Below are 22,702 nucleotides of genomic sequence, written 5' to 3'. Positions count from 1 at the left end.
CAGCCGACGGGCGAGTGTGTGGGACGACTGGATGAAGCCTGGCTATCTCCGGGCCGATCAGGTGCCAGGTCCGGAACAGATCCTCGACTGACTTGACGGTGAGCGGGATGACCTGAAAACCGCCCCGTGCTGGTGCGGTGACCTCGGACCGGCGTGCGGCTCAGCGGGCCGGATCCACGAAGAGATCGAGTTCCGGACGGTCGCCACCGCCATAGGGGGCGAGATCCGTGATGCCTGCGTCGGCCAGGACGTCGGCGTCGATGAGGGTGTGGCCTGTGTGCTCACGTGGTGGGCGGGACAGTACGGCCACTGCCGCGTCCGCCATGATCTCGGGGGCGCGCGATCGTCTGCCCAGGCCTTCGCCACCGAGGAGATTGGTCACCGCGGCGGTCGCGATGGTGGTCTGCGGCCACAGGCAGTTCGCGGCGATGCCGACCTCTCCGTACTCGGCGGCCCAGCCGAGGGTGAGCAGAGTCATCCCGTACTTCGCCACCGTGTAGGCGGGGTGGGCGCCGAGCCAGCGTGGTGCGAGGTTGAGCGGTGGTGACAGCGTCAGGATGTGGGCGTGGTCCGACCGCTTCAGGTGGGGCACACAGGCCCGCGTCAGCAGGAACGCTCCTCTGGTGTTGACCGACTGCATCAGGTCGAAGCGCTTCAGCGGTACTTCCTCGGTGCCGCGGAGGTCGATGGCGCTGGCGTTGTTGACGCAGATGTCGACGCCGCCGAACCGTTCGACCGCCGTGGTCACCGCCCGTTCGACGTCCGTTTCCCGGCGCACGTCGCCGACCACGGCGACGGCCGATCCGCCGGCGGCCTCGATCGCGGCGACCGCCGTGTGCACGGTGCCCGGCAGCCGAGGGTCGGGTGCGTCGGTCTTGGCCAGGATCACCGCGTTGGCGCCCTCCCGGGCCGCGGCGGTGAGAACGGCGAGCCCGATACCGCGGCTGCCGCCGGACATCACGATGGTCCGCCCCTTCAGCGAGGTCCCCATGGGGAATGCTCCTGTCGTCGATGTGCCGCCCGGAGTGGCGGCGCCGGCGGCCGTCAGCGGCCGGTGAAGTGTGGTGGCCGCTTCTCCAGGAAGGCGCGGGCGCCTTCGAGCAGGTCCTGAGAGGTGCGGCAGCGGGCGACGGCCTGGGCCGCGAGCTGCCGGGCGGCGTCGCCGGCGGCCTGGTCTCCCTCACTCAGGCGGCGAACGGCCCGGACGGTCGCCTTCGCGGCGCGCACGGAAAGGGGGGCGTTCGCCGCGATGGTGGCGGCGAGTTCGCCGACGACGCCTTCCAGCTCCTCGGGTTCGGCGACCCGGTCCACCAGGCCCGTCGCGTGTGCCTCCTGGGCGGCAAGACGCCGACCGGTGAACAGCAGATCCGCCGCGGTTGCAGGACCCACGGTCTGCACGAGGGCGGCGGTCTGCTCGAAGGGGTAACCGACGCCCAGGCGGGCGGCGGGAATGGCAAGGACACCGCGGGTGTCGACGCAGCGGATGTCCGCGCCGAGCGCGAGGGCCATTCCCGCGCCCAGGCAGTAGCCGTGGATGCGGGCGATGACCGGCACGGACAGCGCCGAGAGCTCGGTGAACAGAGCCGTGGCCGCATCCTCTGCGGCCTGACGCACGTCGACGTCCTGGTGGCCGGGAAACTCGCTGATGTCGGCGCCGGAGGCGAAGGCCTTCGTACCGGCGCCGCGGAGGACCACCACCCGTACCTCCGGGTCGTTGTCCACCGCACGCAGCGCGGCTGCCAGATCGTTCATCATCGCCACGGACAGGGCGTTGTGCCGGGCCGGGTTGCTGATCTCCACGGTGGCGACGGCATCGCGTACCTCGGTCCGGATCTGTGCCGGTGCGGCTGCGAGGGTGCTCACGGCGGTCATCCGGTCTTCTCGTCGACGAACCTGTTGCGCAGTGCGCCGATGCCCTCGACACGCACCTCGAACTCGGAGCCGTGGCGCAGGAAGACCTTGGGCTCGCGCGCGAACCCCACCCCCGCCGGGGTGCCGGTGAGGATCAGGTCACCTGGCTCCAGGGTCATCACCGTGGTGACGTAGGCCAGCAACTCCGGCACCCCGAAGAGCAGCTGGGAGGTCCGGTCGTCCTGGACGACCTTCCCGTCGAGCGTGCCGGTGATGGCGAGGTCGGGCCGGGCGCCTCCCAGCTCCTGCGCGGGCACGACGACGGGCCCGAGGGGGGTGAGCCCGTCCCATGCCTTGCCCGCGGTGCGCTGAGCGGTGTGGAACTGGAAGTCGCGCACCGAGCCGTCGTTGGCCGCGGTGTAGCCGAAGACGACGCGCCGCGAGTCCTCGGCCGTGATCCTGCGTGCCCGTACCCCGATCACCACGGCGAGTTCGCTCTCGTAGTCGACCTGCTCCGACTCCGGCGGCAGGGCCACGTCGGCGAACGGTGCCGCCAGCGAGGTGTGCCACTTCGCGAACAGGTCGGGGTGGGCGGGGCCGGCCTCACGGCCGCCCTCACGCACATGCATGAGGTAGTTCTGCCCGATGCAAATGATCTTGCCCGGCTGGCCGACCGGGCTGAGCAGCCGGTCGTCGGGTGCGTGGATCGGCGTGCCGGCCTCGATGGACGAGGGATCCCCCTGGGCCGCTTCGAGCAGTGCGGGCAGGTCCTCGAAGGCACGGCCGTCCACCAGCGCGAGCCGTGCCTCGGACGACCCGTCACGCCGAAGAGCGACCACGGGGCCGCCGCCGTGGAGGACCCGGGCGAGCCCGAGACCGTCCGCCCAGTCGACGGACGAGGCGTGATGCGGTTTGGCCATGCGGATGTTCTCCTGGTTCATCGGGGTGCTCGGACGGCTCGGGCGGAGTCGGTGACCGGTTCGGACGCGGGCGGGGGTGTGCTCGCCGCACCGGGGGAGGGGCGCACTCCGACCACGCCTGCCTCGACCAGGGCGGCGATCCGCTCGTCGTCGTAGCCCAGGCCGGCCAGGACCGCGGCCGTGTCCGAGCCGAGGACGGGCGCGGGTCCGCGGGCCCGGGGCGCCCCGTCGGCGACGATCGGCGTGTTCACGATCGTCGGCTGCCCGAACCGGTCCTCGTCGTGCACGAACAGCCCCCGCTCGGCGAACTGCTCGTCGGTCAGGACGTCACCGATGCCGTTGACGGGCCCGCACGGGACGCCGGCCGCACGCAGTGCCTCCATCCAGTGGTCACGGGTCGCGGTGCTGAAGCGCGCTTGCAGGATCGCGGCCAGGGACTCCCGGTGCACGAAGCGCTCATATTCCGTGGCGAACCGGGCGTCGCCGCTCAGATCCACTCCCAGGACGGCGCACAGGGCCTCCCACGCACGGTCGACCGCGCCCAGGACCAGGGTGGCTCCGTCGGAGCAGGTGAACGCCTCGTAGGGAGCCGCCAGACGGTGCGCCGTGCCCAGTGGTGCCGGCTCGACCCCGGTGGCCACGTAGTCGGCGACCTCCCACAGGGACCAGGCGGCCACCGAGTCGGCGAGGGCCACATCGACGTACGCACCGCCACCACCGGCCCGTGCCCGCAGCAGGGCGGCCAGGACACCGATCGCTCCCCACATGCCGGATCCGAGGTCGGACACCGGGAACCCGGCCTTGGCGAGTTGTCCGTCGGTCGATCCGGTCACCGACATCAGCCCGCTGTACGCCTGTGCGATCAGGTCGATGCCCTTGGCCTCCCGCATGGGGCCGAACTGGCCGAAGCCGGAGATCGAGCAGTAGACGAGATCCGGACAGTCCGGTCTGAGGTCTTCGTAACCCAGACCCAGCCGCGCCATCGCGCCTGCCCGGAAGTTCTCCACCAGGACGTCACTGCGCCGCGCCAGCGACCGCACGATGTCCACGCCCTCGGGCGCCTTCAGGTCGACCGCGAGACTGCTCTTGTCACGATGGATCAGGTCGAACGGCAGGGACCTGCGGCCAGGACCCATCCGCCGCGCACGCATGCCGTCACCCGAGACCGGCTCGACCTTGAGGACCTCCGCACCCAGGTCGGAAAGGATCGTCGTGCAGTAGGGACCGGCGAGGGCCCCGGTCACGTCGAGGACGCGCACCCCCTTCAGGAACGGGGAACCGCGCCCGCCGGGCCTTGTTGTCATCGTCATTCTGCCCTCCACTCCTCTCCTGGACCGCATTACGGACCAGTGGACCGCAATGAGGACCCGTGGCAAACTTAGGTTCCGGATTCCAGGAGCGTCAAGCGTCCTGCGGGTGGCCGCCCGGCGCTGCTGGACCGCCGCGAGCCGGTGCGGTCTCGCGTCACCACCTGCCGGAGGCGACATGCCCAGTGACTTCCGCGATCACCTCTTCCCTCTCGACCATCCGCGTCTGAGCGCGTTCAGGTCGTGCGATCCGTACACCTACGTCGACGCGCTGAGGAGGGACCCCTTCGTCGACAAGGTGCTGTCGGGATGGATGGAACTGTTCGCCTCCCCCGAGCCGTTCCGCGGCATCACCACCGACGGCCGGCCGGTACCAGACCTCTTTGCGGCCGGGTGCGACGAGGGAGCGGAGGTCAAGTCGGCGGCCGACGCGGGGCTGGCCCTCCTCGAAACCCTCGGCGCGTCGGAGCGGGACCGCGTCCTGCACCCACTCGACAGCCGAGTGTGGCGGGCCTGGATGAACCCGGAGATGTACCTCAACCGCTACGGAATCCGGCTGGAGGAGACCGGCGAGGGCGTGCGTGCGCGGGTCTTCGAGCTGATCAAGGCGTGCCTGAGCCCCGCCGGCTACCGGAAGGTACGCGACGTCATGACCGTCAACGGGTTCCTGGGTGACCTCGTCGGCCTCCCTCGACTGCTCAACGAGCACAGCTACAACATCAACGTCTTCGGCACGCCTTCCGAGGACGGGCCGTGGGGATGGAACCTCTGGGGCCACCACCTGGCCGTCAACTGCCTGCTGATCGGCGGTCAGCAGGTGCTGACACCGGTGTTCTTCGGCTCCGAGCCGAACATGATCGACCGTGGCGAGAACGCTGGGCTGTCGCTGTTCGGCGAGCAGGAACGCGCGGGTCTGGCGTTCGTGAGAAGTCTGACCGGCCGCCAGGCCGACCAGGCGGTGCTCTACGACCGCAAGCGGGACCCGGACATGCCGGCCGGGCGGCTGCACCCGGGTGACGAACTGCACCTGGGCGGCGCCTTCCAGGACAACCGCGTCATCCCCTACGAGGGGATCATCGGCACCGAGCTGAACGCTGCCCAGCAGGAGTCGCTGCTGGAACTGGTGGACCTCTTCCTGGACTACCAGCCCGACCATGGCCGGGCGGCGCGACGCGCGGACGCACGGCGCCATCTCGCCGACACGCACTTCTGCTGGATCGGCGGGCGCGGCGACGACGACCCCTTCTACTTCCGCGTGCAGAGCCCGGTCGTCCTGGCCGAACTCGACCACCACGCGGGAGTCTTCCTCGCCAACACGGAACCAGAGAAGTTCCACACCCACACGCTCGTGCGGACCCCCAACGGCAACGACTACGGCGTTGAGCTCGTGCGGCGCGCCACGGGTGCTCCGCAGCGTCTGGACGGTCCCGTCTGAGAGCCCGGGAGCGTTGTTCGCCCGTGTGCGATCATCACAGGTGAGGCACGGCCACAACGACGCCCGGGAACGAGGTGGGAGTATGAGGAGCGTCACCACGGCGCTGCGCGTCCTCGAGGCCGTCGCGGTGAGTCAGCCGGTCGGGCTGAGCGCACTGACCCGGAGCCTGGGCCTGCCCAAGACCACGGTGCAGCGCAGCCTGGCGACCCTCGCGGAGGCCGGCTGGATCGAACAGGACCCCGACACGGGTCGCTGGCAGGTCGGGGTGCGCGCCTTCGTCGTAGGCAGCGCGGTCGGCGCCCGTGGGGGACTGCGGCCCGCCGCCCTGCCCACGATGAGGAATTTGTCCGCGGAAGTCGGGGAAACGGTGCATTTGATGGTCCCCGCCGACCGGGATGTCGTCCTTGTCGAGCGCGTCGACAGCCCCCACCCTGTCCGTGCCGTGGCTCCCCTCGGCTCGCGCGGGCCGCTGCACGCGACGTCGAACGGCAAGGCCGTCCTCGCGGCATGGCCGCAGAGCGAGGTCGACACGTACATCGCAGATGGTCTGCCTGCCGTCACCCTCCACACGATCACCGACCCCGACCGGCTGCGGGCCGAGCTCCGCCACGTCGGCGAGGCCGGATACGCGATCTGCCGGGAGGAAGTCGAGGAAGGCGTCGTCTCGGTCGGTGCCGCGATTCGGCCCGGCCGTGGCAGGCCGATCGCCTCCCTCTCGATCTCGGGACCCAAGAGCCGTATGTCGCCCGAACTGCTCGCGCCCTACGGTGAGAAGGTCCGTCTCGCGGCGGAGGCGATCGCCATCGCTCTGCCCACCGCCACCGAACCGGCCTGACACTCCTCGGGGACGGGGCGCGGGCCCGCGGCCCCGTCACGCCCTGACGCGATTCTGGTTCGGCACACCGCGCTCTGCCTGCCGTAGACAGCTGAAGAGCCGGCTGGAGCCCTTGACGGGGTTCCGGCGGCGGGCCGCTCTGCCGAAGTCCGTGATGGCCCGGTGCGCCGAGCCGCCGCAGGCGCGGTGGCGGCTGGGGCGCCCGTGGGGGCCAGGGCTCGGTGGGTGTAGGCGTCCAGGAGGCGGCGGGTGAGGCGGGGGGAGACGACGGCGTCTCCGGTGGCGACCGCGTGGATGCCGGCGACGAGTTCCTCGGGCCGGGCGTCCTTGAGGAGGAAGCCGCCGGCGCCGGCGCGCAGGCCGTCGTAGGCGTACTCGTCGAGGTCGAAGGTGGTGACGATGAGGACCCGGATGCGGCCACCGGCGGCGACGATCCGGCGGGTGGCCTCGATGCCGTCCATGCCGGGCATGCGGATGTCCATGAGGGCGACGTCGGGGCGGAGTCCGGCGGTCATGCGGACGGCCTGGGCGCCGTGCTCGGCCTCGCCGACCGGGGTCAGGCCGGGGGTGCCCTCCAGGAGCACCGGTACGCCTCAGGTATGACGGCGCCGCACACCTCAGCCGGCATCCCGCCCCGGCCGGCCCGCCGGCGGGTGGTCCCACAGGAGCCTCTCGGTGGGTTCCCGGGCTGCTGACCTCGGTCTCCCAGGTCGCGCGGCAAGGATCGGCGACATCCTTGGCCGCCCGCCGACGGGCGGCCTGACAGCGGACTCCCCGTCAATTCCCAGCTTTCTCCCCGCGTTTTTCCTGGCGCGCCGGTCAGAGTCGACCCGGCGCGCCACGAGGGCGTGGGCGCGACCGGGAGCCGCCCCACCGACCCCCACTGCTCGAGGAACCCATGACGCATACCAGCAGCAGTCCGCCCACGGCCCGGCGTTTCCAGGCGGCGTCGCGGGCCGACGTCCCTGGCTCGACCGCCACGCACACGCCGACCGTCGAGATCGTCATCCCCGTCCACAACGAGGAACGGGCCCTGCCCGGCTGCATCCGCACCCTGCACGCCCGGCTGCGCGACCAGTTGCCCTACCCCTGGCGGATCACCGTGGCGGACAACGCCAGTTTCGACCGCACCCTCGCCGTGGCCCGCGAGCTGTCCGAGGAACTGCCCGGTGTCGGTGTCCTCCACCTGGAGCGCAAAGGACGGGGTCTCGCGCTGCGCACCGTCTGGGGCATGAGCGACGCCGACATCGTCGTCTACATGGACGTCGACTTGTCCACTGGCCTGGACGGACTGCTGCCGCTGATCGCCCCACTGGCCAGCGGCCACTCCGACCTCGCCATAGGCAGCCGCCTCGCCTCCGGCGCCCGCACCGTGCGCGGCCCGCGCCGCGAGCTGATCTCCCGCTGCTACAACGCGTTGATCCGGCTCACCCACGGCGCCCGCTTCAGCGACGCCCAGTGCGGGTTCAAGGCGGCCCGCACCGACGTGCTGCGCCCGCTGCTGGCCAGGACCGAGGACGACGCCTGGTTCTTCGACACCGAACTGCTGCTGCTCGCCGAGCACAACGGCCTGCGCATCCACGAGGTCCCCGTCGACTGGGTGGAGGACGTCGACACCCGGGTGGACGTGGTCGGCACCGCCGCCGACGACCTGAGGGGCCTGTGGCGCATGGCCAGGCTCAAGGCATCGGGCGCTGCCCGCGTCCCGGTTCCACGCCGCCCTGGACCCGCCGCCGAGCACCCGGACGCGGTCCTGGCCCCGGACGCCGCCCGTTCCCAACTCGCCTGGCAGATCAGCTGCTTCGTCCTCATCGGCATCGCCTCAACCGCCGGACAGGCCCTGCTGTACTGGCTGCTGCGCGGCTGGTGGCCGCCCGCCGCAGCCAACTTCGTCTCGCTCCTCGTGCTCACGCTGCTGAACACCGAGGCCAACCGCCGCCTGACCTTCCGCTACTCCGCGGACGGTGTCGGGGCGGGGCGGGCGCACCTGGGCGCCGGTGCCCTGTTCGTCGTCGGCTACCTCGTCACCTCGGCGGCGGTACTGGTGTTCCGCGACGCCGTGCCGGACGCCTCGGCGGCCGCCGAGACACTCGTCCTCGCCGCCTCCTCGGTCCTGGTCACCGCCCTGCGCTTCCTGGTGCTGCGACTGGCCGTCTTCCGCCGCCGCGCCTGATGACCCCCTACTCTTCGAGAGCGAACCCCCACATGACCCCCACCACCGAGGCGCACGCGACCCCCGTCCTGCGTCTCCCCGTCACCGGGCGTGCCCTGCCAGGCTGGGCGGCCCCCGCCGCGCTGGGCGCGATCCTGCTCCTGTCCGCGCTGCTGTACGGCTGGGCCCTCGGCTCCCTCGGCTGGGCCAACAGCTACTACTCGGCCGCCGTGAAGTCGATGGGCCGCGACTGGACCAACTTCCTGTTCGGCTCCTTCGACCCGGCCGGGGTCGTCACGGTCGACAAGCCGCCGGCGGCGCTGTGGCCGCAGGTCCTCAGCAGCAAGATCTTCGGGATGCACGGGTGGGCGCTGCTCCTGCCCCAGGTGCTGGAGGGCGTCGCCGCCGTCTTCGTGCTGCACCGTACGGTCCGCCGGTGGGCGGGCGAGGCCGCGGCACTGCTGGCCGCGCTGGTGATGACGCTGACCCCGATCACTGTCGCGATCAACCGCGACAACAACCCGGACACGCTGCTGGTGCTGTTCCTGGTCGCTGCCGCCTACGCGCTGACCCGTGCCCTGCATACCGACTCGGGCCGGCACGGCACATGGTGGCTGTGCGCGAGCGGGTTCCTGATCGGCTGCGGGTTCCTCACGAAGATGATGGCGGCCTGGATGGTGCTGCCGGCCCTGGCGGCGGCCTGGCTGGTGGGTGCGCGGGGGACCTGGCTGACGCGGACCGGGCGGCTGCTGCTCGCCGGTGCGGTGTGCGCGGTGTCCTCGCTGTGGTGGGTGGTGATGGTCGCCTGGTGGCCCGGTGAGAAGCCGTACATCGGCGGCAGCACCGACGGCGGGGCCTGGGACCTGGTGACCGGGTACAACGGGCTCGGCCGGGTCTTCGGCGAGAACGCGGGCGGCGGCGGGGGCAACTTCGGCGGCGCCTTCGGCGGCGAGGCCGGGCTGCTGAGGCTGTTCAACGACCAGGTGGCGGGGCAGATCAGCTGGCTGCTGCCGGTGAGCGCGGTGGCACTGGTCGTCGCGGTGGCCGGTGCGGTGCTGCGCCGACACGGCGGCGGCTCGGCGGGGGAGGCCCTGGACGGCTCCGGGTGGGTGCTGTGGGGGACCTGGCTGGTGGTGTGCGGGCTGGTGTTCTCCACCCAGGAGGGGATCTTCCACCCGTACTACACGACCCAACTCACCCCCGCCGTGGCCGCGTTGACCGCCGGACTGGTGACCGCGCTGGTCCGGGCGCACCGCGCCGGGGCGCGCTGGGCGCTGCCCGTCGGCGCCGGGACCGTGCTGGTGACCGTCGTCTGGGCCGTGGTCGTGATCCGCCGGGAGCCGTCCTGGCACGGGTGGCTGGCATGGGTCGTGCTCCTGCTCGGGCTGATCGCCGTCGGGCTGCTGACGGCCGCGATGCGGGCGGTGCGGCTGGTTCCCGTCGCCCTCGGCGGCGCGCTGGTGGCGGTGCTGCTCGCGCCCGCCGCGTGGGGGGTCAGTGTGACCGGCGGGTCCGGGTCGGCGATGGGCGGAGCCAACCCGACGGCCGGGCCGGCGACGATGTCGTTCGGCGGAGGGAACGGCTCGTTGCCGCCGAAGGGCTTCGAGCTGCCCGAGGGCCTCGGTGGTGGCGGGACCGGCATGTCCGGCGGATCCGCGGGCGAGCTGCCCGAGGGCATGCCGTCGGGACTGCCCACGGACATGCCCGTGTTCCCCGGCGGCGGTGGCGGCTCGGGCGATCGAGGCGGTTTCGGCCGACTGGGCGGCGCCACGAAGCTCACCTCCGACCAGCGCAAGATCCTCGACTTCGCCACCGAGCACTCCGACGACGCCCGCATCACCCTTGCGGTCGACGGCGGAGCTCAGAGCGCGGCCCCGTTCATCCTCAGCAGCGACGCCACGGTCATCGGCATGGGCGGCTTCTCCGGCGCCGACGACGCACCCTCCGTGCGGCAACTGCAGAAGTGGACCAAGGACGGCGAACTGCGCTACGTACTCGGCTCCGGCTCCTCCGGCGGCATCGGCGCCATGATGGGCGGCAAGAACGGCGTGGCCTCCCAGCGGTCGGCATGGATCAGCAAGCACTGCACCAAGGTGCCGGCCAAGGAGTACGGCGGCTCCGGCGGCAGCGCCTCGGCCACGGGCGGCATCATGGGCCGTACCGGAACGACCATGTACGACTGCGCCGCCAAGTAGCCAGTAGCAGCTGCGGCAGAACGGACGACACCGCACCATGCACGAACCACCCGCCGCCCCGGCCCCGTACCGGCTCCTGGTGGTCGAGGATGACCCCGGCATTCGCATGCTGCTGGAGTCGGCGCTGCGGCTGTCCGGCTACACGGTCGCCAGCGCCGCCACCGGACGGGACGCCCTGCACGACATCGAGGGACTGCGCCCCGACCTCGTCCTACTGGACGTGATGCTGCCCGACCTTGACGGTTACGAGGTCACCCGCAGACTGCGCGCCGCGGGTGTGCGGACACCGGTGCTGTTCCTCACGGCCCGCGGTGAGGTCGCCGACCGTATCGCGGGCCTCGCCGCGGGCGGCGACGACTACGTGACCAAGCCGTTCAGCATCGAGGAGGTGCTGCTGCGCATCCGCGCCATCCTGCGGCGGACCGATCCCGAACACCTCGCCGACGTGCAGGGCGACGGCAGCGGCATCCTGTGCTTCGCCGACCTGGAGCTGGACGACTACGCCCACGAAGTGCACCGGGCCGGCGAGTACATCCCGCTGTCCCCGACCGAGTTCAACCTGCTCGCCTACCTGATGGAGAACGCCAACCGCGTACTGAGCAAGACCAAGATCCTCAACCATGTGTGGGGGTACGACTTCGCAGGCGACGGCCGCATCGTGGAGACGTACGTCAAGTACCTGCGCCGCAAGATCGACCGCTTCGACCCGCCCCTTCTGCACACTGTGCGCGGCGTGGGCTACTGCCTGCGTCTGCCGCGCACCAGGGCGGACCGGTGATCCGCGGCCGCCCCCGGTCGCTGCGCGGCCGGCTGGTGTGGGGCGTCACCCTGCTCGCCGCGGCCGCGGTTCTCACCGCCCAGACCGTCGGGTTCCTGGTCCTGCATTCCTGGCTGCTCAACCGGGTCGACCAGCAGTTGACGGAGTTCTTCCTCCCGAACGGCGCCCTCGCCGACGAGACCGGACTGCCCACCAGGCCGGCCCCTGACTCCACCACCCTCCCCTCGGACTTCCGCATCACGTTCTACGACGCCTCGGGCCAGGAGCGGGGAACCCTCGGTGGCGGGAGGAAGCCCGGCCCGGCGCTCGCGCCGAAGACCGGCAAACTCCATCTGGACAAGGGACGCGAGGCGACCGTCCCGGCCGTCTCCGGCGAAGGGCACTGGCGCGTGGTGTGGAAGAACGCCAGAGCCGATGGCACCACGTACGTGGTCGCCCTGCCCCTCGACACCGAGGAAGGGGCCACGTCGAAACTGCTCGTCCTCAACGTGGCCGTCTTCGCCGTGACCGTGGTCGGGCTGATCGCCGTCGGCCGGTGGGTCGTCCGTCTTGGTCTCCTTCCGCTGACCAGGATGGAGCACACGGCGCAGGACATCACCGCGGGGGATCTGAGCGTGCGGCTGCCCGACACCGACCCGCGCACCGAGACCGGCCGCCTTGGAACCGTACTGAACGACATGCTCGACCGCCTCCAACAGGCCCTGCGTCAACGTGAGTTCTCGGAGGCCCGGCTGCGCCGCTTCGTGGCTGACGCAGGGCACGAGCTGCGTACGCCCCTCACCTCCATACAGGGTTTCGCCCAGCTGGCCCTGCGCCACCCGGACCGCCCCGCCGCGTACCGCCGGGAGGCCGATGAACAGGTCGCCAGGAACGCGGAGCGCATGAACCACCTCGTCGACGACCTGCTCCTGCTGGCCAAACTCGACCAGGAACGGGCCTACCGCACCGTACCCGTCGACCTGCTGTCCCTCGCGGCCGACGCGGTGAGCGCGGCAGCCGTGCGCGGCGGGGGTGAGCACCGGGTGACCCTCAGCCCGCTCGACATGAAGATCGGGGATGCCGCCAACCGCGAACTCGACATCGTCGAGACGGATGGTGATCCGGACCGGCTGCTCCAGGTGGTGAACAACCTCCTGTCCAACGCGCTCGTGCACACGCCGCCGGGCACTCCCATCGACGTATGCGTGGGTACGGCCCGCGCGGGGGCGACGACGGGAGGTACCGACCGTCCCGGTCGGTGCGGCGGCTCACCGCCGCTGACCGCGGGCACGCCGATCTGTGTGATCGAAGTCGCCGACCAGGGGCCGGGACTGCCGCCGGAGGAAGCAGAGCGAGTCTTCGAGCGCTTCTACCGTGTCGACCCCTCCCGCTCTCGTGACCACGGGGGCAGTGGTCTGGGCCTCGCCATCGCCGCGGCGATCGCCCGGGGCCACGGCGGCCGCCTGGAACTCGACACCGGAGTGGGTGCAGGGTGCACGTTCCGCCTGGTGCTTCCGGCAAGGGATTGACCGGCGCCACTTCTTCCGCGCGACCGGCGTGCCGGTCTTGGCACTGGGCCACCCCAGCGGCCGCGAACTGCTCTGCCTCTACCTGGCTGTTCAGATGACCAGGACACTGCGCAAGCGCACTGCTGTGCTTTTCAGGCGCAACGTCACCGGCTACGCGAACGGTCGGGAGGTCGACAAGGCGCGGTCCCCCGCACGGGCTGCCGCACCGGGCTCCGATGCGCTTGGTGGAGGACCGGCAGCCAAAAGGCCGAACAACCGAGCCGGGAACTTCCACCACTTCACCCGTCAGCGCGAACGGACGATGAAAGGGATGCAGCACTTCAGGTGGGGGTGGTGTCGATCACGAAGCGGTAGCGGACGTCGCTCGCCAGGACCCTCTCGTACGCGTCGTTGATCTCGGACGCGTGAGCAGCTCCTCGCCGTCTTCGACTGGAAGCTCCCGGACACCGCCGCCCCGTTCCGGGGATGCCCGTTCCTGAACGTCAGCGTCGAAGTGCCGGACCCCGGGCATCCCGATTTTGCTACAAGTTCCGAAATTTCACGGTGACGGATCCGCGATGCCACCGCAACCCGTCCCACCTACGGTCACTGCCACGCCGTAAAGGCACCATCACCTCGATCACGTCCTATCGGACCGAAATCGCTACTTTCCCCGAAATACCCCACTGTGCTCAGCGCCCCATGAGACAGGAGCCCAGCGTGTCCCACCCCTCCAGACGCAGTGTCCTACGGCTGACCGCCGGCACAGCTTTCCTCGGCAGCTTTGCCCTGGCAGGCTGCGGTCGAGGCAGCGACAACGCTGCGACCGCCGCCACTGCCAAGCCCGTCGACAACTCCCCGGCCAAGGGAACCGTCAACGTGTGGGCCGCCCAGGGCGATGCCGACGTGCTCGACAAGGTCATCAAGCCCTTCAAGGCCGCGAACCCGAAACTCGATGTGAAGTTCACGCTGATACCGAACGCCGAGTACTACACCAAGCTCCAGTCGGCGATCGCCGCGGGCAAGGGGCCCGATGTCGCCCAGTTCTTCGCCGAGTCGCAGGCGCAGTTCCTCGATCCGTCGATCCTGCGGCCCGTCCCGGACGGCGTCGTCGACCCGTCCGCCTTCTTCAAGAGCCTGTGGGACGCCGGTGTGGTGAAGAACGTCGCCTACACGGTGCCCTGGTACGCCTACACCTACGCGCTCGTCTACCGCTCCGACCTCGCCAAGAAGGCGGGTGTCAAGGCGCCGACGACATGGGACGAGGTGGTGCCGTTCTTCAAGGCCTTGCAACGCGTCGGCGCCGGGCACGGGCTCGGGGCCGACATCGGCTGGGACATCTTCAACGGCCAGGACGTCGCGATGTACGCCTGGCAGGCGGGTGGCTCGCTGCTCTCGTCCGGCAGCAAGTGGACGCTCGACACACCGGCGATGGTCGACGCGATCAAGTACAACGCGTCGTTCTTCACCTCGGGCATCGCGGACACCAGCGGGCCCACGTTCCTCGACGCGCAGCCGTACTTCGTGTCGGGCAGGACCGCCTGCATGATCACGGGCCCGTGGGTCATCGGCCAGCTCGACGCGGTCGCGAAGAAGACCGGCTGGACGGCGTCCCATGTCGCCACCGCACCCCTGCCTGCCGGGCCGTCGGGAAGCGTCTCCTTCTCCGCCGGGGGCAGCTGGGGAGTGCTCGCCGACAGCGGCAACGCGGACGCGGCCTGGAAGCTCATCCGGTACATCTCCAAGCCGAGCACGCAGGTCGCGCAGTACAAGGCGTACAGCTCGCTGCCGGCCGTCGCCTCCGCCTGGGCCAACCCGGCCGTCGCGGGCCAGCCGCTGCTGGATGCCTTCCTCACGCAGTTGAAGAACACCCGGGCGTTCCCGCAGGTGAGCAACTGGCAGCAGGTCGCCACACGGCTGGGCAAGGAGATGGAAGCCGTGGCCAAGGGCAAGGGGACCGCCGCAGAGGCCGCCGCGAACGTCCAGGCGTACGCCGAAAGCCTCGGCACGGGCAAGGGGTGATGCCCGGATGACCGCCGCCATCGGGCCGACGCCGCGCAGGGCGCGTCGGCCCCGGGGCGCCCGCCGAACGGCCGTCGCCTGGCTGTTCCTCGCGCCGTTCGCCCTGGTGTTCCTGCTCTACACGGCGATCCCCACCGTCGCCGCGCTCGGGTTCAGCCTCACCGACCTCCGGGGCACGGACCTGCGGCATCCGCTCGCCGTCGACTTCACCGGAATCCAGAACTACCTCCGGCTGCTGGAGGACCCGAGCTTCCTGCGGGACATCCTCAACACCGTCCTGTTCGTAGCCGTCGGTGTGCCGTTGACCATGGGGTTCGGGTTCGCGCTCGCCCTCGCGCTCAACTCCGGCATCCGGCGGCTGCGCGGCACCTTCCGTACCGTCTTCTTCGCACCGGTCGTCACGAACGTCGTGGCCGTCGCCATGATCTGGCAGTACGCCTTCAACACCAACGGCACCGTCAACAAGGTGCTCGGCGCCGTCGGTTTCGCCGGGCCGAACTGGCTGGACGACACGCACCTGGCCATGCCCGTGGTCATCGCCCTCGGTGTCTGGCGGAATTTCGGCATCGCGATGGTGCTGTTCCTCGCCGGTCTGCAGGCGGTGCCGCAGGACGTGTACGAGGCCGCCTCCCTCGACGGGGCCGGCTGGTGGCGGAGGCTGCGGCACATCACCCTGCCGTTGCTGATGCCGACCACGCTGATGGTGTCGGTGCTGCTGACCGTCTTCTACCTCCAGGTGTTCGACGAGCCGTACCTGCTCACGAACGGCGGCCCGCTGGGTTCCACCGAGTCGGTGGCGCTGTACACCTACCACCAGTTCGGCGTCGGCGAGTTCGGCATGTCCTCGGCCGCGTCCTTCGTGATGCTCCTGCTCGTGACGTTGGTGAGTATCGTCCAGTTCCGAATGCTGAGGCCCCGCGCATGACCACCATCGCCGCACCACGGAATGCCGCGATGACGGGCGAGCGGACGCATGTGCGCCGCCGGTCCGTCGCCCGTCCCCTGCTCTACGGCGCGCTCGTGCTGTGCGCGTTGCTCACGCTGCTGCCGTTCGTCTGGGTGCTCAGCGGCTCGCTGCGCGGCCTCGGCGAGATCCGCTCCGACCCCGGTGCCTGGCTTCCGCACCACGTCACCGTCGACAACTTCGTACGACTGTTCCGGACCGAGGGCTTCGGCCGGTTCCTGGTCAACAGCATCGTGGTCGCGGTCATCATCGTCGCCGGCAACATCGTGGCGGCGTCGGCGGCGGGTTACGCGCTCGCCAAGCTGGACTTCGCGGGCAAGCGGATCGCGTTCGGCGCGGTCATGGCGGCGCTGATGGTGCCGTTCACCACAGTGTTCGTCACCCAGTTCGTGATCACCGTCGACCTGGGGCTGGCGGACACCCTCACCGGTATCGCCCTGCCCGGTGCGGCGTTGCCGCTGTCCGTGTTCATCATGCGGCAGTACGCCCTGTCGGTCCCCGACGAACTGCTGGAAGCGGCCCGGATCGACGGGGCGGGTGAGTTCCGGGTCTTCTTCCGGATCTTCCTGCCACTGGCGGGACCCGCCGTCGCGACGGTCACGATCATGTCGTTCCTCTATTCGTGGAACAACTTCATCTGGCCGCTCGTCGTAGCCCAGAGCACCTCCACCTACACGCTGCCGGTGGGCCTCGCCGCCACCAGCCAGGCCGCCGCTCACGTCACCGACTACGGCCTGATGCTCGCCGGTGCGATCGTCGTGATGCTGCCGGTCCTCGTCCTCTTCCTGTTCCTGCAGCGCTACTTCGTGCAGGGCATCGCCGGAACGGGAATGCGGTGACCGCGGTGGACGTGACGGACGTGGTGGAAGCGCCCGCGGGTACGGTCATCGGCCGCCGCACCGGCCGGGTACGGCGCTTCCTCGGCATCCCGTTCGCCGAAGCGCCCGTCGGCACGCGGCGGTTCGCGGCGCCGGTGCCACGCCGCCGGTTCACGCAACCGTACGACGCGTCCCGGCACGGTGCCACCTCGCAGCGCGTGCCGCTGTCCGCCGCGACCACCGTTCCGGAGCCGTCGGTGCCGGGCGACGACGTACTGAACCTGAGTGTCGTCGCCCCCGCGGACGGTGTGTCATGCCCGGTACTGGTGTGGATCCACGGCGGCGGCTTCCTCGCGGGCAGCCCGGCCAGTCCGTGGTACGACGGCCGGGCCTTCGCCCGCGACGGAATCGTCACCGTGACGCCCGGCTACCGGCTCGGCGTCGACGGGTTCGCCCCGCTGGACGGCGTACCCACGAACCTCGGGCTGCGGGACCTGCTGCTCGCGCTCGACTGGGTGCGGGAGAACATCGCGGCTTTCGGCGGTGACCCGGGCCGGGTCACCCTCGCCGGCCAGTCGGCGGGAGGCGGGGCGGTGCTCGCACTGCTCTCCTCGCCCCTCGGCGGTGATCGTTTCCACCGCGCGGTCAGTGTGTCCGGCGGTTTCTTCGAGGTGGGCGCGGACGCCGCGCGCGACTTCGCCGGGCGGCTCGGTGACCGGCTCGGCGTGCCGCCGACGCGCGACGGCTTCGGCGGCCTCACGGTGGAAAGCGTTCAGCAGGGCGTCCGTCTGCTGCGGAGCGAACGTGGCGACGACGGCCCGCTCGTGCTCGGTCCGGTCGTCGGCGACGACGTCCTTCCGGTGCCCGTCGCCGAGGGACTGGCCGTGCGCGGGCACAACGTACCGCTGCTGCTCGGCGCGACGGGCGACGAGTTCGACGGCGGCGCCCCGGGCATCCGCAACGCCGCCGCCCGAGCGGCGGGCAGCCGTGTGACGGACACCCTGTTCCGCACCGCCTGTCCGCGCGCGGCGGCAGCGCGTCGCGACGCCACCGTCGGCACCTGGCTGTACTCCTTCGAATGGCCCTCGCCCGTACTCGGTGGCGCCGTGCACTGCGCCGACATCCCGTTCTTCTTCGACGTGCTCGACGCGCCGGGGACCGCCGAGGCCCTGGGAACTCGGCCGCCTTCGGACCTCGCCGCATCTATGCACGCCGATCTGGCCGCGTTCGTCCATGGCAGCTCGCCGGCCTGGGCGCGGGCGACCGGGAGGCTCGGCGATCCCGCTCGCGAATACGGCGGGCCCGGGGCGCCGCCGACGGCCGACACCACAGGTGTGTACGACCCGGTAGTGGCGGGGTCCGACACGGCCGGGGCGTGCTGATGTCCGGGATGAACCAGAGCGCCGTCCGGCGGGTCAACACCTCGGTGATCCTGCGCACGCTGGCGGTGTCGGCCGGGCCGATGACGCTGGCCGGGCTGTCCGAGCGGGTCGGTCTGTCCCGCCGCACCATCGAACTCATCCTGGACTCGCTCGTCGACGCGGGCTGGGTGAGCGAACTCGACCGGGTGCCGGTAAGCGGCTGCGCCGGGCGCCCCGCTCGCCGATACGAGCTGCGAGCCGAGCACGCGCTGCTGGCGGCCGTGCGCATCACCACCCTGGACGGGTCCGCGGTCGTCGCCGACGTGCGCGGCCGGATCGTCGGCCGGGCGCACCGGCGGCTGCATGACTACCAGGATCCGCAGGCCACGCTCGACGACGCGGCGGCGCTGGTGCTGGAGGCCCTCGCCGACGCGGGCGGGACGGCGGACCGGCTGCGGGCCGGCGCGATCGCCGGCGGTGGCGCGATCGACGACGACGGCGTCGTACGGCGCCTGGTGCACACGACGCAGTGGGAAGGCGTGCGCCTGCCCAAGGAACTCGGGCGGCGCATCGGCATGCCGTGGTTCGCGGACAACGACACCAATCTGGGTGCGCTCGGCGAGCGTTGGCGGGGTGCGGCCGGTGACCACGACAACGTCGTATGGGCGATGCTCGGCAACCGGACCGGTCTCGGCATCCTCATACGCGGTGACGTCCACCGTGGTCTCGAAGGCGCCGCGGGCGAGATCGCCGAGGCGGTGTCGCTGCCGGCCGGCTCGGTCGAGGACCGCCCCGTGGCGTGGCTGACCTCACCGGACCCGTTCCGTCGGCGTGTCGCGCAAGGCCGCTTCGCCGCGGCCCGGGCCGGCGACACAGCGGCGCTCGCGGAGGTCGACGAGTTCGTGGAGAACATCGCGTCGATCCTCACCACCCTGTCGTGGACCGTCGCGCCGTCGCTCATCGTGCTCGGCGGCGGGCTGGAGGACGCGGCCGATGTGCTGCTGCCCCGGGTGCGCGAGGCGATGCGCGGCGCCCGTACCCCCGCCGTCGAGCTGCGCGTCACCGTACTGGGCTCCGACGGCCCGCTCATCGGCGCCGTCAAGTTCGTGCTCGACCACATGGACACCGAGTTGTTCGGCCCACCCGTCCCGAGCGCGTGATCGCGCGTCCCGCCCCGCTCTCCCCTCACACCCAGTTCCACAAGACAGGAGCCCGACCATGACCGGCACCAGCAGGACCGGCGTTCTCATCGTGGGCAGCGGCATCATGGGATCCGTCGTGGCCCGGCTGCTGCGCGACACCGATCCGACGCTGGACATCACCATGGTCGACGGCGGCCTGCCCATCGGCTCGGCCCCCGGCCTGCACCTGCACGACCTCGACGACCCGGCCCTGTGGTCGCGCTACAACGAACGGGTCGCCACCGGCATCCAGGGCCTGTACACGGGCGCCGAAGTGGTGCGCGACGTCGCGGACAGCATCACCGGCCTGGCACCCGGCATGTTCCACGCGCTCGCCTTCGGCGAGGACGCCGAGGCGATGCCGGCTGCCGCGCTCGCGTGGAACGCGGGCGGCATGGGCGTGCACTGGACCGCCGCGACCCCCTGGCCCGCCGGGGACGAGGTGTTCGACTTCGGTGACCCGGACCGCTGGGCGACGGATCTGGAGACCGCGCGCCGCCTGCTCGCGGTCACGCCCGCCGCCATCGGCCCGACTCCGGTCGGGCAGCGGGTACTTGAGGTGCTGCGTCGGTGCTACGAGGGCGTCGGACCGGACGACCGGCGGCCGCAGCCGATGCCGATGGCGGTCACCGCGACACCGGCGGGCCCCATGCCGCGCACGGCTCCGGGCACGGTCTTCCCCCCGATCGCGGCGGGCGGGGACCCGGCTTTCACGCTCCTGACCGGCACCCTCGCCACGGCCCTCGTCACCGAGGGCGGCCGGGTGGCCGGCGCCCGGCTGCGTCGGGTGGCCGACGGCACCGAGTCCGAACTCCCGGCGCAGGCCGTGGTGGTGTGCGCCGACAGCCTGCGCACCCCACAACTGCTGTTCGCGTCCGGCATACGGCCCCCGGCACTGGGACGTCACCTCAACGAGCACGCGTTCATCAGCGCCCGCGTGCTGCTCGACCTCGACCGGTTCGGCATCGGCGTCGACGCCCTGCCCCTGCCGCTCCCAGGCGAGTTCGCCACGGACTCGCTCTGGCTGCCGCAGAACGGCCCGGCGCAGCCGTTCCACGGTCAGATCATGAACCGCACGTACGTGGACGAGGCCGGCCGCCCCCTGGCGCACTCGGTGGGCTTGTCGCTGTACGCCCCCGTCGAGTCCCGTCCCGAGAACCGGCTCGTCTTCTCGGAGTCGGACACCGACCTGGCCGGGATGCCACGTTTCACCGTCGAGTTCGGCTACTCCGCCGCCGACCGCGCACTGATCGGCCGGGCACTGGACCAAGTCCGGACGCTGGCGGGGGAGTTCGGCACGTTCGATCCCGATACCGAACTGGCCCTGCTGCCGCCCGGCTCGTCGTTGCACCAGACCGGCACCGTCCGGGCGGGCCGCGCCGACGACGGCACCAGCGTGTGCAACCCCGACGGCCGGGTGTGGGGCTTCGACAACCTGTACCTCGCGGGCAACGGCGTGATCCCCACTGCCATGGCCGCCAACGTCACGCTGGCCGGCGCGGTGACGGCCGTAAGAGCCGCGCGCGCCGTCGCCGAACGCATCACCGCGCCCGCCGCCCACTGAGAGGAAACCGAAAGCCGTGATCCGCATCCCGAAGGAATACCGCGTGGCGCTGCCCGCGTGGATCGACGACGAACTCGCCGACGTGCCCGCCGCCGTCCCGTGCCGCGAGGACCGGATGCGCCTCGCGCACCGCCTCGCCGACCGTAACTGGCGCGAGGGCAACGGCGGTCCGTTCGCGGCGCTCGTCACCGAGCAGGACACCGGCCGGATCATCTCGGTCGGCGTGAACGTCGTCCTCGCCTCCGGCGTCTCCAGTGCGCACGCCGAGGTCGTCGCGCTGGGCCTGGCCCAGAGGGCGACCGGCGGCTGGGACCTCGGCGGCGAGGGCCTGCCCGCGCACGAGCTGGTCGTCAACTGGCGTCCGTGCGTGCAGTGTTACGGCGCGACGATGTGGTCCGGGGTGCGGGGGCTCGTGGTCGCGGGTGAGGGGCCGGAGCTGGAAGAGATCACGACCTTCGACGAGGGCCCGCTCGGCGCGGACTGGGCCGAGCAGTTCGAGGCACGCGGTATCAAGGTCACGCGGGACGTGCTGCGGGACGAGGCGCTCTCCGTGTTCCGCGGCTACCGGGACGCCGTCGACGCCGACGGGATCACCGTCTACAACGCCCGCGGAGGCGCCGCATGACACCACTGAACACGCCGACACCGCCGGCCCCGCGTTTCGCGACCGACCTCATCACCTTCTACCACCCGGACTTCTGGGAACTGGACTCCGCCAACGCCCTGCGCGACTGGGCCTTCGCCGCCCCCGACACCTTCTGGCTGCGCGTGATGGACGCATCGGCGGAGGCCGGGATCACCGGCCTGGAGCTGACCTTCGCACCCGGCGACATCGACTCGGCTCTGCGCGCCTTCGGCAGCGCGGCCTCCTTCCGCCGCGAACTGGCGGCCCGCGGCCTGTCCGTGGTGAGCGCATTCGTCGCCGGCAGCGACGCCCCCGACTGGCGGCAGGACGGCGACCTGCCCGCGATCGTCGCCGACGCCGAGCGGCGCGCCGCCTTCCTCGCCGAGGCGGGAGCGGAACTGCTCGTCACCGGACTGCCGATGCGGACGACGTTCGGGACGCGTCCGCCCTTCTTCGCCGACGCCGCGTACATGATGCGGATGGCCGACATCGCCCACATGGTCGGCGAGGCCGTCTCCCGGTACGGCGTGAAGCTCGCCTTCCACACCGAGTCCAACAGCACCCTCTGGTACGAGAGGGACATCGACCTGTTCATGGCCCTGACCGATCCGCGCTATGTGTGGCTGTGCCCCGACTCCTGCCACATCGCGCTCGGCGGGGGCGACCCGGTCGCGGTCGCGCGCCGTCACTCCCCGCGCATCGCGCTCGCGCACTGGAAGGACGCCGTCAGACCGATCGACGTCGAACTCACCATCGACGAAACGGTCTTCGCCCAGCAACAGCCCTACATGACCGAGCTGGGCACCGGCATCGTGGACTGGCGGGGGTGGGCCGACGCGATGTCCGGCACGCCCGGCGCCGGCATCGTACTCGTCGAGCTGGACGAGGCGGCTGACCCCGTCGCCGCGCTGCGGGCGGGAAGAGCCGTCGTGGAGGTGGCCCGCGCGGGGGAGGCGGCGGGCGATCGCGCCGCGCACGTCGAAAGGCAGGGCCGGGCATGACGGCTCCCCCTGGCGCTCCCCGCACGCGGCCTCCACCGACAGCACGCACACCCGGTCCGCACCCACCACGGCAACCGGCCGGGCGCGGCGCCCCCCCCGCGACTGCGGGCCTCCCACGCCGCGCTATCGAACAAATAATTGAACACGCGAGCGCAAAGGCCGACGTTCCTGCCCCCCCGGCCTCGCCGGCCTTCGCCGAAGCCGCG

19 protein-coding genes are annotated in these 22,702 nt (G+C 71.3%); 14 read left to right on the top strand and 5 right to left on the bottom strand.

What is annotated here, in order from left to right:
• Nucleotides 1-160 precede the first annotated feature (160 nt).
• From AB0P24_RS21590 to AB0P24_RS21575, 4 genes are read right to left on the bottom strand one after another with little or no spacing between them, the layout of a single operon-like run.
• Nucleotides 161-991, bottom strand: coding sequence for an NAD(P)-dependent oxidoreductase (locus AB0P24_RS21590; protein WP_365796285.1), 831 nt, complete (start codon nt 989-991; stop codon nt 161-163).
• Nucleotides 992-1,044: 53 nt separating this feature from the next.
• A complete protein-coding gene (locus AB0P24_RS21585; protein WP_365796283.1) occupies nt 1,045-1,872 on the bottom strand; it encodes an enoyl-CoA hydratase-related protein in 828 nt (275 codons plus the stop codon).
• Nucleotides 1,869-2,771 (bottom strand): fumarylacetoacetate hydrolase family protein, encoded by a 903-nt coding sequence (locus AB0P24_RS21580; protein WP_365796281.1) that lies wholly within the window; start codon nt 2,769-2,771, stop codon nt 1,869-1,871. The genes AB0P24_RS21585 and AB0P24_RS21580 overlap by 4 nt, the downstream gene beginning before the upstream one ends.
• A 17-nt stretch (nt 2,772-2,788) precedes the next feature.
• Complete coding sequence (locus AB0P24_RS21575) at nt 2,789-4,081, bottom strand: CaiB/BaiF CoA-transferase family protein (RefSeq protein ID WP_365796279.1); 1,293 nt, start codon at nt 4,079-4,081, stop codon at nt 2,789-2,791.
• A 175-nt stretch (nt 4,082-4,256) separates the two neighbouring features.
• Here AB0P24_RS21575 and AB0P24_RS21570 point away from each other — a divergent pair, with 175 nt between their 5' ends.
• Together AB0P24_RS21570 and AB0P24_RS21565 are read left to right on the top strand one after the other, a co-directional pair.
• Nucleotides 4,257-5,513: a DUF3500 domain-containing protein gene (locus AB0P24_RS21570; RefSeq protein WP_365796277.1), complete on the top strand. Its 1,257-nt coding sequence runs from the start codon at nt 4,257-4,259 to the stop codon at nt 5,511-5,513.
• A gap of 82 nt (nt 5,514-5,595) precedes the next feature.
• Nucleotides 5,596-6,348 carry an IclR family transcriptional regulator gene (locus AB0P24_RS21565; protein ID WP_365796275.1) on the top strand — a complete coding sequence of 251 codons (753 nt, stop codon included), beginning with the start codon at nt 5,596-5,598 and terminating at the stop codon, nt 6,346-6,348.
• Here the strand turns inward: AB0P24_RS21565 and AB0P24_RS21560 are convergent.
• Complete coding sequence (locus tag AB0P24_RS21560; RefSeq protein WP_365796273.1) at nt 6,276-6,932, bottom strand: response regulator transcription factor; 657 nt, start codon at nt 6,930-6,932, stop codon at nt 6,276-6,278. The two genes, AB0P24_RS21565 and AB0P24_RS21560, sit on opposite strands and share 73 nt — an antisense overlap.
• 314 nt (nt 6,933-7,246) lie before the next feature.
• Between AB0P24_RS21560 and AB0P24_RS21555 the strand changes: the two genes are divergently transcribed.
• The 12 genes from AB0P24_RS21555 to AB0P24_RS21500 all read left to right on the top strand — a co-directional run bounded on the left by AB0P24_RS21555 (nt 7,247) and on the right by AB0P24_RS21500 (nt 22,496).
• Nucleotides 7,247-8,521, top strand: a complete 1,275-nt coding sequence (locus tag AB0P24_RS21555) for a glycosyltransferase (protein ID WP_365796271.1) — start codon at nt 7,247-7,249, stop codon at nt 8,519-8,521.
• A gap of 32 nt (nt 8,522-8,553) precedes the next feature.
• Nucleotides 8,554-10,695, top strand: a complete 2,142-nt coding sequence (locus AB0P24_RS21550; RefSeq protein ID WP_365796269.1) for a glycosyltransferase family 39 protein — start codon at nt 8,554-8,556, stop codon at nt 10,693-10,695.
• Between the two features lie 37 nt (nt 10,696-10,732).
• Nucleotides 10,733-11,473: a response regulator transcription factor gene (locus AB0P24_RS21545; RefSeq protein ID WP_365796267.1), complete on the top strand. Its 741-nt coding sequence runs from the start codon at nt 10,733-10,735 to the stop codon at nt 11,471-11,473.
• Nucleotides 11,470-12,981: an ATP-binding protein gene (locus AB0P24_RS21540; protein WP_365796265.1), complete on the top strand. Its 1,512-nt coding sequence runs from the start codon at nt 11,470-11,472 to the stop codon at nt 12,979-12,981. Before AB0P24_RS21545 ends, AB0P24_RS21540 begins: the two co-directional genes overlap by 4 nt.
• A gap of 699 nt (nt 12,982-13,680) precedes the next feature.
• A complete protein-coding gene (locus AB0P24_RS21535) occupies nt 13,681-14,982 on the top strand; it encodes an extracellular solute-binding protein (protein ID WP_365796263.1) in 1,302 nt (433 codons plus the stop codon).
• Between the two features lie 7 nt (nt 14,983-14,989).
• Nucleotides 14,990-15,907 (top strand): sugar ABC transporter permease, encoded by a 918-nt coding sequence (locus tag AB0P24_RS21530; RefSeq protein ID WP_365796261.1) that lies wholly within the window; start codon nt 14,990-14,992, stop codon nt 15,905-15,907.
• Nucleotides 15,904-16,785, top strand: coding sequence for a carbohydrate ABC transporter permease (locus AB0P24_RS21525; RefSeq protein WP_365796259.1), 882 nt, complete (start codon nt 15,904-15,906; stop codon nt 16,783-16,785). The genes AB0P24_RS21530 and AB0P24_RS21525 overlap by 4 nt, the downstream gene beginning before the upstream one ends.
• Nucleotides 16,782-18,146 (top strand): carboxylesterase family protein, encoded by a 1,365-nt coding sequence (locus AB0P24_RS21520; RefSeq protein WP_365796257.1) that lies wholly within the window; start codon nt 16,782-16,784, stop codon nt 18,144-18,146. Before AB0P24_RS21525 ends, AB0P24_RS21520 begins: the two co-directional genes overlap by 4 nt.
• Nucleotides 18,147-18,154: 8 nt before the next feature.
• Nucleotides 18,155-19,285 (top strand): ROK family protein, encoded by a 1,131-nt coding sequence (locus tag AB0P24_RS21515; RefSeq protein ID WP_365796255.1) that lies wholly within the window; start codon nt 18,155-18,157, stop codon nt 19,283-19,285.
• Between the two features lie 58 nt (nt 19,286-19,343).
• On the top strand, nt 19,344-20,870 hold the full coding sequence (locus tag AB0P24_RS21510; RefSeq protein ID WP_365796253.1) for a GMC oxidoreductase: 1,527 nt from the start codon (nt 19,344-19,346) through the stop codon (nt 20,868-20,870).
• A 16-nt stretch (nt 20,871-20,886) separates the two neighbouring features.
• Nucleotides 20,887-21,495: a nucleoside deaminase gene (locus AB0P24_RS21505; RefSeq protein ID WP_365796251.1), complete on the top strand. Its 609-nt coding sequence runs from the start codon at nt 20,887-20,889 to the stop codon at nt 21,493-21,495.
• Entirely contained in the window at nt 21,492-22,496 is a 1,005-nt protein-coding gene (locus AB0P24_RS21500) for a sugar phosphate isomerase/epimerase (RefSeq protein WP_365796249.1), read from the top strand. Before AB0P24_RS21505 ends, AB0P24_RS21500 begins: the two co-directional genes overlap by 4 nt.
• Nucleotides 22,497-22,702 lie beyond the last annotated feature (206 nt).

Source organism: Streptomyces sp. NPDC086519, assembly GCF_040686075.1.
In the GTDB taxonomy this organism is placed as follows: domain Bacteria; phylum Actinomycetota; class Actinomycetes; order Streptomycetales; family Streptomycetaceae; genus Streptomyces; species Streptomyces shenzhenensis.
Note: the sequence above shows the minus strand (reverse complement) of the source record. Positions and strands in the feature narration are given on the sequence as shown.